General features: G+C 73.1%; 14 protein-coding genes. 9 read left to right on the top strand and 5 right to left on the bottom strand.

Annotated features, from left to right (window positions below; translation table 11 throughout):
• Together IEZ17_RS42510 and IEZ17_RS19065 are read right to left on the bottom strand one after the other, a co-directional pair.
• Window positions 1–111, bottom strand: a 111-nt coding sequence (locus IEZ17_RS42510; protein WP_373299878.1) for an SDR family NAD(P)-dependent oxidoreductase, incomplete at its 3' end; no start/stop codon positions are given.
• A 1-nt stretch (window position 112) separates the two neighbouring features.
• Window positions 113–901: an SDR family oxidoreductase gene (locus IEZ17_RS19065; RefSeq protein WP_189301683.1), complete on the bottom strand. Its 789-nt coding sequence runs from the start codon at window positions 899–901 to the stop codon at window positions 113–115.
• 80 nt (window positions 902–981) lie between these two features.
• On the opposite strand from IEZ17_RS19065, the gene IEZ17_RS19060 reads away from it, so the two are divergent.
• The 4 genes from IEZ17_RS19060 to IEZ17_RS19045 all read left to right on the top strand — a co-directional run bounded on the left by IEZ17_RS19060 (window position 982) and on the right by IEZ17_RS19045 (window position 4479).
• A complete protein-coding gene (locus tag IEZ17_RS19060) occupies window positions 982–1758 on the top strand; it encodes an enoyl-CoA hydratase family protein (protein WP_189301681.1) in 777 nt (258 codons plus the stop codon).
• A 2-nt stretch (window positions 1759–1760) separates the two neighbouring features.
• A complete protein-coding gene (locus IEZ17_RS19055) occupies window positions 1761–2624 on the top strand; it encodes a CoA transferase subunit A (RefSeq protein WP_189301680.1) in 864 nt (287 codons plus the stop codon).
• Window positions 2621–3376, top strand: a complete 756-nt coding sequence (locus tag IEZ17_RS19050; RefSeq protein WP_189301678.1) for a CoA-transferase subunit beta — start codon at window positions 2621–2623, stop codon at window positions 3374–3376. The genes IEZ17_RS19055 and IEZ17_RS19050 overlap by 4 nt, the downstream gene beginning before the upstream one ends.
• A gap of 77 nt (window positions 3377–3453) precedes the next feature.
• Window positions 3454–4479 (top strand): NAD(P)H-dependent flavin oxidoreductase, encoded by a 1026-nt coding sequence (locus IEZ17_RS19045; protein ID WP_229852412.1) that lies wholly within the window; start codon window positions 3454–3456, stop codon window positions 4477–4479.
• A gap of 136 nt (window positions 4480–4615) precedes the next feature.
• On the opposite strand, the gene IEZ17_RS19040 is transcribed toward IEZ17_RS19045, so the two are convergent.
• The 3 genes from IEZ17_RS19040 to IEZ17_RS19030 form a co-directional block, all read right to left on the bottom strand.
• Entirely contained in the window at window positions 4616–5773 is a 1158-nt protein-coding gene (locus IEZ17_RS19040) for an acetyl-CoA C-acetyltransferase (protein ID WP_189301965.1), read from the bottom strand.
• A gap of 177 nt (window positions 5774–5950) precedes the next feature.
• Window positions 5951–6730, bottom strand: a complete 780-nt coding sequence (locus IEZ17_RS19035; protein WP_189301674.1) for an SDR family oxidoreductase — start codon at window positions 6728–6730, stop codon at window positions 5951–5953.
• Window positions 6727–7062 carry an acyl-CoA dehydrogenase family protein gene (locus IEZ17_RS19030; RefSeq protein ID WP_229852385.1) on the bottom strand — a complete coding sequence of 112 codons (336 nt, stop codon included), beginning with the start codon at window positions 7060–7062 and terminating at the stop codon, window positions 6727–6729. The genes IEZ17_RS19035 and IEZ17_RS19030 overlap by 4 nt, the downstream gene beginning before the upstream one ends.
• Before the next feature lie 46 nt (window positions 7063–7108).
• Here IEZ17_RS19030 and IEZ17_RS44485 point away from each other — a divergent pair, with 46 nt between their 5' ends.
• The 5 genes from IEZ17_RS44485 (at window position 7109) to IEZ17_RS19005 (ending at window position 12294) form a co-directional block, all read left to right on the top strand.
• A complete protein-coding gene (locus IEZ17_RS44485; protein WP_373299870.1) occupies window positions 7109–7396 on the top strand; it encodes a hypothetical protein in 288 nt (95 codons plus the stop codon).
• 31 nt (window positions 7397–7427) lie between these two features.
• Entirely contained in the window at window positions 7428–8627 is a 1200-nt protein-coding gene (locus IEZ17_RS19020) for an acyl-CoA dehydrogenase family protein (RefSeq protein WP_189301672.1), read from the top strand.
• Window positions 8627–9610, top strand: coding sequence for an acyl-CoA dehydrogenase family protein (locus IEZ17_RS19015; RefSeq protein WP_189301670.1), 984 nt, complete (start codon window positions 8627–8629; stop codon window positions 9608–9610). The genes IEZ17_RS19020 and IEZ17_RS19015 overlap by 1 nt, the downstream gene beginning before the upstream one ends.
• 294 nt (window positions 9611–9904) lie before the next feature.
• A complete protein-coding gene (locus IEZ17_RS19010; protein ID WP_189301668.1) occupies window positions 9905–10195 on the top strand; it encodes a hypothetical protein in 291 nt (96 codons plus the stop codon).
• A gap of 317 nt (window positions 10196–10512) precedes the next feature.
• Window positions 10513–12294: a M4 family metallopeptidase gene (locus IEZ17_RS19005; RefSeq protein ID WP_189301666.1), complete on the top strand. Its 1782-nt coding sequence runs from the start codon at window positions 10513–10515 to the stop codon at window positions 12292–12294.
• Window positions 12295–12560 lie beyond the last annotated feature (266 nt).

The raw sequence follows: 12560 nt of genomic DNA, 5'->3' as shown, positions 1-12560 counted from the left end.
GTTGACCACCACCCGGGCCCCCTCGGCGGCGAGGGCGAGGGCGTGGGCGCGACCCAGGCCGCGGCCGGCGCCGGTGACGGCGGCGACGCGTCCGGTGCAGATTCCGGTCATGTCAGGGCTCCTTGGGGCGGTTGACGGTGGCGGCGTCGAGGAAGGCGGGGCGCTCGCCGCCGCCGTGGACCAGCAGGCTGGCGCCGCTGAGGTAGCGGGCGCGGCCGGAGGCGAGGAAGACGCAGGCGTCGCCGATCTCGGCGGGTTCGGCGAGCCGGCCGAGCGGCACGGTCGCGCCGACGGCGGCGAGACCTGCCGCGTCGCCGTAGTGCAGCGCGGCGAGTTCGGTCCGCACCATGCCCGGGACGACGGTGTTGACCCGCACCGCGGGCGCCCATTCGACGGCCATCGAGCGGGCGAGGTGGTCCAGGCCCGCCTTGGCCGCGCCGTAGGCGGCGGTACCGGGCGAGGGCCGGGTGCCGCTGACGCTGCCGATCATGAGCACCGAACCGCCGTGCGACTGGCGGCGCATCACCTCGTACGCGGCGAGCGAGGCGGTCAGCGGTGCGGTGAGGTTCAACTCCACGACGCGGGCGTGCCGTTCGGCAGCCGTCTCGCCGAGCAGCCGGTAGGGGGTGCCGCCGGCGTTGTTGACCAGGCAGTCCAGCCGGCCGTGCTCGGCGCCGACGCGGGCGAAGAACTCGCGTACGGCGGGCGGGTCGCGCAGGTCGAGGGGGCGGAAGCGGGCGGTTCGGCCGTCCGCGGAGACCGGGGCGTCCGGTGGCCGGCGGGCGCAGATGACCACCTCCGCGCCGGCCTGGAGGAAGGCGCGGGCGATTCCGGCGCCGACGCCCCGGGTGCCGCCGGTGACGACGGCGACCTGTCCGGCCAGGTCGAGAGTCAGGCTCAACGGGCACCTCCCGCAGCGTGCGATCCGCTGCTAACTTCGCTACCTAACAAACGCTTGGTGGAAAGGTAGCTGATCCGCTCATGGGTGTCTCCACCTCCGGTCCGGACCAGGGGATCGCGGTCGTCACCGTGGACTTCCCGCCGGTCAACGCCCTCCCCGTACAGGGCTGGTACGACCTCGCCGACGCCGTGCGGGCGGCCGGCCGCGACCCGGGGGTCCGCTGTGTCGTACTCGCCGCCGCGGGCCGCGGCTTCAACGCCGGTGTCGACATCAAGGAGGTGCAGCGGGACACCGCGGCGGGCGGCCACGGCGCCCTGATCGGCGCCAACCGCGGTTGCGCCGAGGCGTTCGCCGCCGTCTACGAGTGCGAGGTACCGGTGGTCGCCGCCGTCCACGGCTTCTGCCTGGGCGGCGGGATCGGCCTGGTCGGCAACGCGGACGCGATCGTGGCGAGCGAGGACGCGACGTTCGGCCTGCCGGAGCTGGACCGCGGCGCGCTGGGCGCGGCCACCCATCTGGCCCGGCTGGTCCCGCAGCATCTGATGCGGGCGCTGTACTACACCTCGCGCACCGCCACGGCGGCCGAACTCCATGCGCACGGCTCGGTCTGGAAGGTCGTCCCGGGCGACGAACTCCACGGCACCGCACTGGAGTTGGCCGGCGAGATCGCCCGCAAGGACGGCTTGCTGATCCGGCTCGCCAAGGCCGCCATCAACGGCATCGACCCCGTCGACGTCCGCCGCAGCTACCGCTTCGAGCAGGGCTTCACCTTCGAGGCGAACCTCAGCGGGGTCGCCGACCGCGTCCGCGACACCTTCGGCCGGCCCCCGGAAGCGGCGGACAGCAAGGAGGACTGACCGTGACCGACAAGACCATGACCGCCGACGACGTGATCGCACGGCTGCACAGCGGGATGACCGTCGGCATCGGCGGCTGGGGCTCGCGCCGCAAGCCGATGGCGCTGGTCCGTGCACTGCTCCGCTCCGAGATCACCGATCTCACCGTCGTCTCGTACGGCGGTCCGGACGTCGGCCTGCTCGCCGCCGCCGGAAAGCTCCGCAAGCTGATCGCGCCCTTCGCGACCCTGGACTCCATCCCCCTCGAACCCCACTTCCGCGCGGCCCGCCAGGCCGGCTCGTTCGCCCTGGCGGAGGTCGACGAGGCGATGTTCATGTGGGGACTGCACGCCGCCGCGAACCGAATGCCGTTCCTCCCCGTGCGCGCCGGCCTCGGCTCCGACGTCATGCGGGTCAACCCCGGCCTGAAGACGGTCACCTCACCGTACGAGGACGGCGAGACCTTCGTGGCCATGCCGGCGCTGCGCATGGACGCGGCGCTGGTGCACGTCAACCGCGCCGACCGGCTCGGCAACGGCCAATACCTGGGCCCCGACCCGTACTTCGACGACCTCTTCTGCGAGGCGGCCGATACGGCGTACGTCTCCTGCGAGCGGCTCGTCGGCACCGGCGGCTTCCGGGACGCCCCGCCGCAGACCCTCCTCGTCGCGCGGCACGCCGTCACCGGAGTCGTGGAGACCCCGCACGGCGCGCACTTCACCTCCTGCGTCCCGGACCACGGCCGCGACGAGCCCTTCCAGAAGCTCTACGCGACCACGCCCTGGCCGGAGTTCGCCGCACGGTTCCTGCACGGGGACGAGAAGACCTACCAGGCCGCCGTCCGGACCTGGCACGAGGAGCGCACGGCGAAGGAGGAACAGAAGTGACCACGACCACCGGACCGGCCGCCGCCACCACCCGGGCCGAATACTGCGTGATCGCCTGCGCGGACGCCTGGCGCGACAACGGCGAGGTGCTCGCCAGCCCGATGGGCACCGTCCCGTCCATCGGCGCCCGGCTCGCCAAGCGCACCTTCTCCCCCGACCTGCTGCTCACCGACGGCGAGGCGATGCTCGTCGGCCTCGACGGGGAGCCGGAGGGCTGGCTCCCCTACCGCCGGCACCTGACCATGGTCACCGGCGGCAGGCGGCACGTGATGATGGGCGCCGGTCAGCTCGACCGCTTCGGCAACCAGAACATCTCCTGCATCGGCGACTGGCAGCAGCCCGCCCGACAGCTGCTGGGGGTGCGCGGCGCGCCCGTCAACACCCTCAACAATCCCGTCAGTTACTGGGTCCCCAGGCATTCGCCCCGGGTCTTCGTCGAACGGGTCGACATGATCAGCGGCGTCGGATACGACAGCGCAGCCGCCGCCGGCCCGTCCGCGACCCGCTACCACCGGATCCCGCGGGTGGTGACCAACCTCGGCGTCCTCGACTTCGCGACCCCGGACCGCTCCATGCGGCTCGCCTCCCTGCACCCCGGCGTCACGGCCGACGAGGTCCGGCAGGCGACCGGCTTCGCGCTCACCGTCCCGGAACGGGTCCCCCGCACCCGCGAGCCGTCCGGCGACGAGCTGCGGCTGATCCGCGAGGTCATCGACCCGCAGCGGCTGCGCGACCGCGAGGTGCCGTCGTGAGCACCGGCACCCCGCCGGCCCTCGGTACACCGCTGACGAAGCTGGTCGGCGTCCGGCATCCGATCGTGCAGACCGGTATGGGCTGGGTGGCGGGCCCCCGGCTGGTCTCGGCCGCCGCCGAAGCGGGCGCGCTCGGCATCCTCGCCTCGGCGACCATGACGCCCGATCGGCTACGGTCCGCGGTCCGCGAGGTCAGGTCCCGTACGGATGAGCCCTTCGGCGTCAATCTGCGGGCGGACGCGGGCGATGCGGCCGAGCGCGTCGGCATCATCGTCTCCGAGGGCGTACGCGTCGCCTCGTTCGCGCTGGCACCCTCGAAGGAGCTGATCGCCCGGCTCAAGGACGCGGGCGTGCTCGTCATCCCCTCCGTCGGGGCCCGCCGGCACGCCGAGAAGGTCGCGTCCTGGGGTGCCGACGCGGTCGTCGTCCAGGGCGGCGAGGGCGGCGGCCACACCGGGAACGTCGCCACCACCGTGCTGCTCCCCCAGGTCGTGGACGCCGTCGACATCCCGGTGATCGCCGCGGGCGGCTTCTTCGACGGCCGCGGCCTGGTCGCCGCGCTCGCCTACGGGGCGGCCGGCATCGCCATGGGCACCCGCTTCCTGCTGACGTCGGACAGCACCGTGCCGCGGGCCGTCCAGGCCCGCTATCTGGAGGCGGCGGTCAAGGACATCACCGTCACCACGAAGGTCGACGGGCTGCCGCACCGGATGCTGCGCAGCGAACTGGTCGAGGCCCTGGAGCGGTCCGGGCGCACGGCCGCACTGCTCAAGGCGGTACGCCACGCCGCGTCGTTCAGGAAGCTGTCCGGCCTGAGCTGGGCCCGGATGGTCCGCGACGGGCTGGCGATGAAGCACGGGAAGGAACTGACCTGGAGTCAGATCCTGTTGGCGGCCAACACCCCGATGCTGCTGAAGGCGTCGATGGTCGACGGCCGCACCGACCTCGGCGTGATGGCCTCCGGTCAGGTCGCCGGGCTGATCGAGGATCTGCCGTCCTGCGCCGAACTGATCGACCGCATCATGACCGAGGCCCACCAGACCCTGGCAGGCCTGCCCCGCCGACCCTCCGGCGCCATCCCCACCATCCCCAACCTCTCCTGAGCGGGCCGGTGTCGGCGCGGCCGTCATGCGCACCCCGCCGGCACCGGCCCGCTCTCCAGCCCGCCGCGGAGCACGGCCGGCAGCCGCACCGGTCCCGGACGAACGCCCGCACCCCTGCCGGACATCTGACATCACATCAGAGCCGCTCAATGATCGTGACGTTGGCCTGGCCGCCGCCCTCGCACATGGTCTGGAGGCCGAACCGCCCCCCGGTGCGCTCCAGTTCGCTCAGCAGCGTCGCCGTCAGCCGGACGCCGGTCGCACCCAGCGGATGGCCCAGTGCGATGGCGCCGCCGTTGACGTTGACGCGATCGGGGTCGGCGCCGGTCTCCTTCAACCAGGCCAGGACGACCGGCGCGAACGCCTCGTTGATCTCGACCAGGTCGATGTCGTCGATGGTCATCCCGGCCTTCTTCAGCGCGTACGCCGTGGCGGGGATCGGCGCGGACAGCATCCGGACCGGGTCCTCGCCGCGGACCGAGAGGTGGTGGATCCGGGCGCGCGGGGTGAGCCCGTGCTCGGCCACCGCCCGCTCCGAGGCGAGCAGCAGCGCCGCCGCGCCGTCGGAGACCTGCGAGGAGACCGCCGCGGTCAGCCGGCCGCCCTCGACGACCGGCGCCAGGGCGGCCATCTTCTCCAGCGAGGTGGTGCGGCGCGGCCCCTCGTCGGTGGTGACCTCCCCGTAGGCGACGATCTCGCGGTCGAAGCGGCCCTCGTCGATCGCGCGGACGGCCCGCCGGTGCGAGCGGAGCGCGAACTCCTCCATGTCCCGGCGGGAGATGTCCCATTTGGTGGCGATCAGTTCGGCGCCGTGGAACTGGTTGACCGGCTGGTCGCCGTAGCGGGCCCGCCAGCCCTCGGAGCCGGCGAACGGCCCCTGGGTGAGGCCGAGGGGTTCGGCGGCCTGGCGGCTGGCGAAGGCGATCGGGATCTGCGACATGTTCTGCACCCCGCCCGCCACGACCAGGTCCTGGGTGCCGGAGAGCACGCCCTGGGCGGCGAAGTGCACGGCCTGCTGCGAGGAGCCGCACTGCCGGTCGACGGTGACCCCGGGCACCTCTTCGGGCAGCCCGGCGGCCAGCCAGCAGGTCCGGGCGATGTCCCCGGCCTGCGGTCCGACGGTGTCCAGGCAGCCGAAGACCACGTCCTCGACGGCGGCCGGATCGGCGCCCGTACGCGCCATCAGCGCCGTCAGCACATGGGCGCCCAGATCGGCGGGATGGACGGCCGCCAGCCCGCCGCCCTTCTTCCCCACCGGGGTGCGGACCGCATCGACGATATACGCCTCGGGCATGGTGAACTCCTCGGTCTGATTCTGCGGATGTGCCGGTCGGTTCCGCAAGGCGATGCCGTCCAGCATCGTCGAGAGGTACCGGCGGGCGATCTCCTCGGGGCCGCGCTGCGCGCCCGGCCGGTCCAGGAGACGGCGCACACCTCCGCCGCGGTGGCGAGGAGTTCGCGGCGGCGCTGCTCAGGCATGCTGCGAGCTGACCGAGACGGTCTCACCCGTCATGTACGAGGCGTAGTCGCCGGCCAGGAAGACGATGACATTGGCGACCTCCCAGGGCTCGGCGTAGCGGCCGAACGCCTCCTTCTCGGTCAGCTCGGCCAGCAGTTCCGGCGTGGTGACCTTCACCAGGTGCGGGTGCATGGCGAGGCTGGGCGCGACGGCGTTGATCCGTACGCCGTAGTCGGCGGCCTCCAGGGCGGCGCAGCGGGTGAGGGCCATCACCCCGGCCTTGGCGGCGGCGTAGTGGGCCTGGCCGCGCTGGGCGCGCCAGCCGATGACGGAGGCGTTGTTGACGATCACGCCGCCACCCGCCGTCCGCATCCGGCGGAGTGCGGCGCGGGTGCAGCGGAAGGTGCCGTTCAGCGTGACGTCGATGACCTTGTCCCACTGCGCGTCGGTCATCTCGACGAGGTGTGCGGTGCCCCCGAGCCCGGCGTTGTTGACCACGATGTCGAGCCGGCCGTGCCGCTCCTCGGCGAGCGCCAGCAGCGCCTCGACCTGCGCTTCGTCGGTGACGTCGCAGGGCAGTCCGGCGACCCGGTCGGCCCCGAACTCCGCGGCCAGCGCCGCCACGCTCTCCGTCAACCGCCGGGCGTGCGCATCGCCGATGACGATCCGCGCGCCCTCCTCCAGGAACCGGCGGGCGGTCGCCCCGCCGATGCCCGCCCCGGCGGCGGCGGTGACGACCGCCGTCCGCCCCTTGAGCAGGTCATGACCGGGTACGTAGGGCGGTGGGTTCATGCGCGCGCCTCCTTCGGCAGGCCGAGCAGCTGCTCGCCGATGTGGTCGACCCCAGCGGGGGCTTCGGCGAGCGCGTACTCCTCGCGGCAGGCGACCTGCCGTTCCCGGGTCGCGCCCCGGCCGCCGTACGCGACCGGCCGGCCGACGCAGGTCCGGCCCGCGGCGGCCATGTGCCGTTCCCGGGCGAGGCGTTCGGCGAACGCCTGGCGTTCCCCGCCGGGGCCGCCACGGCCGCGCAGGTCCGCGAGCTCCCCGGTGAGGTTGTTCCGCAACCGGCTGCGGAACTCGGCACGGAAGCTCTCGACGGTGGCGGGGGCCTCGACGCTGCTCATGGCCGTACGTTAACCTACCAAACACTTGTTAGAGAAGGAGTCGCCGATGACCGCCGGCGAAGACACGTCCGTCGTGCGCCATGAGCGGCAAGGCCCGGTCGCGACCGTCACGATGAACCGCCCCGGCTACCGCAACACCCGGAACTCCGCGCTGACTTACGCCCTGGACGGCGCCTTCCGCCGCGCGGCCGATGACGGCGGCGGCAAGGTCGTGGACCTCGCGCACGCCCACAGCGCGGAGACCGCCGCGGCTGCGCTCGCCGGCGCGGGCATCGCGGCGATGCGGCGGCACACCGCGCAACGATCGCCCCGGCATCGGCAGACGGGATCGTAATGGACCGCGACACCAAGGGAGTCGGCGCCTGATGGATCTCGACTTCACCGCAGCCGAGGACGCCTTCCGGGCCGAGGCACGGGCCTGGCTCACCGAGCACGTGCCGGCGACGCCCCTCCCCTCGCTGGAGACCCGCGAGGGCTTCGCCGCACACCGGGACTGGGAGCGCCGGCTCGCCGCCGACCGCTGGTCGGTGGTCTCCTGGCCCGAGGAGTACGGCGGGCGGGGCGCCTCCCTCCTCCAGTGGCTGATCTTCGAGGAGGAGTACTACGCCGCCGGCGCACCCGGCCGGGTCGGCCAGAACGGCATCAGCCTCCTCGCGCCGACCCTCTTCGAGCACGGCACGGAGGAGCAACGCGCCCGCGTTCTGGGCCCGATGGCCACCGGCGAGGTGATCTGGGCGCAGGCGTGGTCCGAACCGGAGTCGGGCTCGGACCTGGCATCGCTGCGCTCTACGGCCGTACGGACCGACGGCGGCTGGCTGCTGAGCGGCCAGAAGACCTGGTCGTCCCGGGCCACCTTCGCCGACCGCGCCTTCGGCCTGTTCCGCAGCGAGCCGACGGCGCCCTCCCGGGGGACGCCCGCGCACTCCCGCCCCGAACCGCACCAGGGCCTGACCTCCCTGATGTTCCCGCTGGACGCGCCGGGGGTGGCGGTCCGGCCCATCGGCCGGCTGGACGGCAAGCCGGCCTTCGCCGAACTCTTCCTCGACGAGGTGTTCGTGCCGGACGCGGACGTCATCGGCGAGCCCGGCCAGGGCTGGCGGGTCGCGATGAGCACGGCCGGCAACGAACGCGGGCTGACCCTGCGCAGTCCGGGCCGCTTCACGGCCGCCGCCGACCGGCTGACCGCGCTGTGGCGGGAGGCGGCCGACCCGGGCGACACGGCGCTGCGCGACCGGGTGGCGGACGCCGTGATCGGCGCCCGCGCCTACCAGTTGTTCACCTACGGCAACGCCTCGCGCATCGCCGCCGGGGGCTCCATCGGCGCCGAGTCCAGCCTGAACAAGGTCTTCTGGTCCGAGCTGGACATCGCCCTGCACGAGACCGCCCTCGATCTCCTCGGCCCCTACGGCACCCTCGCCGACGACGCCGACGACGCTCCGGCGCACGGCAGTTGGTCAGAGGGCTACATCTTCTCCCTCGCCGGCCCGATCTACGCCGGCACCAATGAGATCCAGCGGAACATCGTCGCCGAGCGGCTGCTCGGCCTGCCGAAGGGACGCCGGTGATGCGGTTCCTCCTGACCGACGAGCAGCGGGAGTTCGCACGGACGCTGGACGGCATGCTCGGCGCGTCCGGCACCCCGGCCGCCGTACGGGCCTGGGCGGCCGGGGAGCACAAGCCGGGCCGTGATCTGTGGGCGCGGCTCGCGGAGACCGGGGTGTTCGCCCTCGCGGTCCCCGAGGAGTACGCGGGGGTCGGCCCGCTTCCCCTCGAACTCGCCGTCGCCTACGTCGAGTTGGGCCGTCACGCGGTACCCGGTCCGCTGGTGGAGACGGCCGCCGCGGCGGCCTTCCTGGCCCGTCTCGGCGACACCGGCGCGGCGGTCGCCTGGCTGCCCCGGATCGCCTCCGGTGACGCGGTCGTCGGGCTGTGCGCGGACGGTGCACCGTTCGCACTGGACGCGGACGCCGCCGACGCGGTCTTCGTCGTCCGGGGCGACACGGTGTGCCGCACCGAGACCCATGGCCCGGTGCAGCCCTCGCTCGATCCGGCCCGTCGGCTGTCCCGCCCGCTCGGCGGCACCGTCCTCGCCCGCGGCCCGGCGGTCACCGCAGCCGCCGCGCACGCCGGCGACACCGCCCGGCTGCTCACCGCCGCCCAGGCGCTCGGCCTGGGCCGCGCCCTGCTGGACGAGACCGTCGCCTACGTCAAGCAGCGCACCCAGTTCGCGGTGCCGATCGGTTCGTTCCAGGCGGTGAAGCACCGGCTGGCCGACGGCCTCCTCGCCCTGGAGTTCGCACAGCCGCTGGTCCATGCGGCGGCCCTGGCGCTGGCCCGGGACGCCGCATGCGCCGGCCCGGAGATCGCGGCGGCGAAGGTGGCGGCGGGCGAGGCGTGCTATGCCGCGGCGCGCACCGCGCTCCAGTTGCACGGCGCGCTCGGCTACACGGACGAGCCGGACCTCTCCCTCCGGATCCGCAAGGCTCGTCCACTGCGGGACGCCTGGGGCACCCCGGCCGAGTGCCGCGCCCGCGTCCTCGCCGGATAGCGCCGCCCCCACTCGTGCCACCGCCCCCGTACCTCGGGCCGGCCGGAGCCCCACGGCCTCCTCGGCGCGGCCGGCCGGCTGCGCGCGGCGGACCCGGCGCGCGACGCGGCCGGCGACCGGCCGGCCGACACCCTGAGTGACGGTTGGGTGACGGCCGGATGGAGGAGGAATGGTGACACAGTGAGCGGGAGCCATGGCGGCCTGTCGATACGGTGCGCCACCGCACCTCAGGTGCCAGACTTGAAGCACCGCGCCCGGCTGCCGGCCGGGGCCCTTGGGACCGAGGGGAACATCATGACCTGGGCATCTTGGACCACGGTGGGGATCCACGCCCGCCCCGGCGCGGTGCGCACCGAGGAGATCGGCCCGATGCAGGGCGACCTCACCATTCACACGACGTGGTCGGAGGACGAGGCGCACGTGGCGGTGCAGTACACCGGGTCGTCGGACTGGTACACCATGGTCGGCAGCCCCGTACCCTGCCATTCGGAAGAGGACAGCCGCTCCTTCCACCAGGCCGTCGTGGAGGCGGTGCGCGGGGGCGAGAAGGCGCAGGCCTCGCTGGAGGAGCTCTTCCATATGTAGCGCCCTCGCGGGCACCCAGAACGCTCCGGGCCGGGACAGCACTCGCTGTCCCGGCCCTCGTCATGCCGGGCAACCCTCGCACCGCGCCGCGCGTCTCCCCTCACAGAACACATTTGGTCACCTTGCGACTACCTAAAGCTGATGAATTGTCAATTTTTGAATTCTTCGCATCGAAAATCGATCCTTTTCCTTTACATGCGCATGCCAGACATACCAGGGTTTGCGCGGGGCCACACAAGCCCCGCGGTGCCCAACAGCACCGTGTGTACGGGCGGTTGGCGAGCCGACCGCCTCCACAGCGCAAAGGACCCACATCGGTGCGTAGACCCCACATACGCAGGCACCACCTGGCGATAGCCGTGGCCGTGACAACGGCCGCCACCCTCACCTCCGGAATCGCGGGCGCCGCCACGGCCGCCCCCGCCACCCCCTCCTCCTCCGCTTCTCCCTCCCTCGTCGACGCCGCCCGCGCCGCCGCGTACGCGCACTCCGCGGCGACCGGTGTCGGCAAGCAGGACACGCTCCAGGCCACCGACACCCTGACCGACCCCGACGGCCGGCAGCATGTGCGCTTCCTCCGCAGCCACCGCGGTCTGCCGGTGCTCGGCGGCGACCTGGTCATCCACCTGGGCGCCAACTCGGCCTACGAGGGCGTCACCCGGGCCTCCCGCCACCAGGTCGACGTCGCCACCACCGACCCGAAGCTCTCCGGCCGGCAGGCCGCGGCCAAGGCCGCCTCCGTGGCCCGGGGCCGGGCCGGCGCGCCCCAACTGGTCGTGGACGCCCGCGAGGACCGCACGACGCTCGCCTACCGGGTGCAGGTCGACGACAGCCGCACCGCCGAGGCCGGCGGCTCCCGGACCGTCGTCGTCGACGCCACCACCGGCGGCGTGCTCAGCAACATCCCTGCCAACGACTCCTTCCTGTCGCCCTCCTTGCAGCGCACGCTCCGGCAGCGCGGCGAGCGGCTCGCGCCCGCGACCGGACCGTCCGCCGCCGCATCCGCCGCGGCCACGCCCGGCCGGACCGGCGGCTTCCCCGCCCCGGCCACCGGCACCGGCTCGTCGTTCTTCGTCGGCACCGTGCCGCTGTCCACCACCCAGACCGGCAAGGCCGCGTTCACCCTCAAGGACGGCACCCGCGGCAACACCGAGACCCGCGACGCCGGCGGCAGGGAACTCGACAAGTTCGCCGACGGCAAGGCGCTCACCAGCACGAACGACCACTGGGGCAACGGCACCGCCGCCGACCCGACCACCGCCGCCGTCGACGCCCAGTACGGCATCACCAGCACCCTGGACTTCTACAAGAAGACCTTCGGCCGCAAGGGCATCAAGAACGACGGCGCCGGCGCGCACGCCCTGGTGCACTTCGGCAAGAACGTCGGCAACGCCTACTGGTCCTCGGACTGCGGCTGCATGCTCTACGGCGACGGCGACGGCAAGACCTTCACCAAGCCGCTGGTCGTCCTGGACGTCACCGGCCACGAACTCACCCACGGCGTGGTCGACGCGACCGCGAAGCTCCAGCCCACCCGCGTCGACGCCGAGGGCAACCAGTTCGGCGAACCCGGCGCGCTCAACGAGTCGCTGGCGGACATCTTCGGCACCGCCGTCGAGTTCGCCACCAACAACCCGAAGAACCCGCCGAACTACCTCATGGGCGAAAAGCTGGGCCTCCAGCAGAAGTTCCTGCGCCGGCTGGACAAGCCCTCCCTCGACAAGCTCGAAGGCACCGTCGACTACTGGTCGAAGCAGACCTACGACACCGAGGTCCACGCCGGCTCCGGCGTCTCCTCGCACGCCTTCTACCTGCTCGCCGAGGGCAGCGGGAAGAAGACCATCGGAGGCTTCGCCTACGACTCCCCCACCTACGACGGCGCGAAGGTGACCGGCATCGGCCGGGACAAGGCGACGGCGATCTTCTACCGGGCGCTCACCCGGTACATGGTCTCCACCACCGACTTCCACGACGCCCGGATCGCGACCCTCAAGGCCGCCAAGGACCTCTACGGCGCGGGCAGCACCGCGTACAAGACGGTCGACCGTGCCTGGGCCGCCGTCAACGTCACCGCCGCCAACGCCCCCGGCAAGGGCTGAGCCGACACGCCCCGTCCGGCAGGTGCCCCCGCCACGCGCGGGGGCACCGCTGCGCACCGTTCGACGGGTGCGGGACGGCCCTCTGCGTTGACGGCCGTGATCGTTCGCACCGGCGGAATCCGACGGCCCGGCTCTCCGGTCACGGCGGCCTTCGCGGCCTGCGCCCTCGGCGTCCTCGCGGTGCTGCTCCTCGCCGGCAACGACGCACTAGGTGTGTTGTTCGGACAGGTTGGTGACGCGGCTGGCTGGGGTGTGGCCGCCGATTC

It is taken from the genome of Streptomyces albospinus, from assembly GCF_014648695.1.
In the GTDB taxonomy this organism is placed as follows: domain Bacteria; phylum Actinomycetota; class Actinomycetes; order Streptomycetales; family Streptomycetaceae; genus Streptomyces; species Streptomyces albospinus.
The sequence above is the reverse complement of the archived record's forward strand: the minus strand, read 5'-3'. Positions and strand labels throughout refer to the sequence as shown.

What these genes read in the sequence shown, in the direction of transcription:
- IEZ17_RS19020 (WP_189301672.1), top strand. Translation starts at nt 7,428, where the DNA reads ATGGATCTCGACTTCACCGCAGCCGAGGACGCCTTCCGGGCCGAGGCA.
- IEZ17_RS19045 (WP_229852412.1), top strand. Translation starts at nt 3,454, where the DNA reads ATGGGCTGGGTGGCGGGCCCCCGGCTGGTCTCGGCCGCCGCCGAAGCG.
- IEZ17_RS19030 (WP_229852385.1), bottom strand. Translation starts at nt 7,062, where the DNA reads ATGAGCAGCGTCGAGGCCCCCGCCACCGTCGAGAGCTTCCGTGCCGAG.
- IEZ17_RS19060 (WP_189301681.1), top strand. Translation starts at nt 982, where the DNA reads ATGGGTGTCTCCACCTCCGGTCCGGACCAGGGGATCGCGGTCGTCACC.
- IEZ17_RS19010 (WP_189301668.1), top strand. Translation starts at nt 9,905, where the DNA reads ATGACCTGGGCATCTTGGACCACGGTGGGGATCCACGCCCGCCCCGGC.
- IEZ17_RS19040 (WP_189301965.1), bottom strand. Translation starts at nt 5,773, where the DNA reads ATGCCCGAGGCGTATATCGTCGATGCGGTCCGCACCCCGGTGGGGAAG.
- IEZ17_RS19015 (WP_189301670.1), top strand. Translation starts at nt 8,627, where the DNA reads ATGCGGTTCCTCCTGACCGACGAGCAGCGGGAGTTCGCACGGACGCTG.
- IEZ17_RS44485 (WP_373299870.1), top strand. Translation starts at nt 7,109, where the DNA reads ATGACCGCCGGCGAAGACACGTCCGTCGTGCGCCATGAGCGGCAAGGC.
- IEZ17_RS19035 (WP_189301674.1), bottom strand. Translation starts at nt 6,730, where the DNA reads ATGAACCCACCGCCCTACGTACCCGGTCATGACCTGCTCAAGGGGCGG.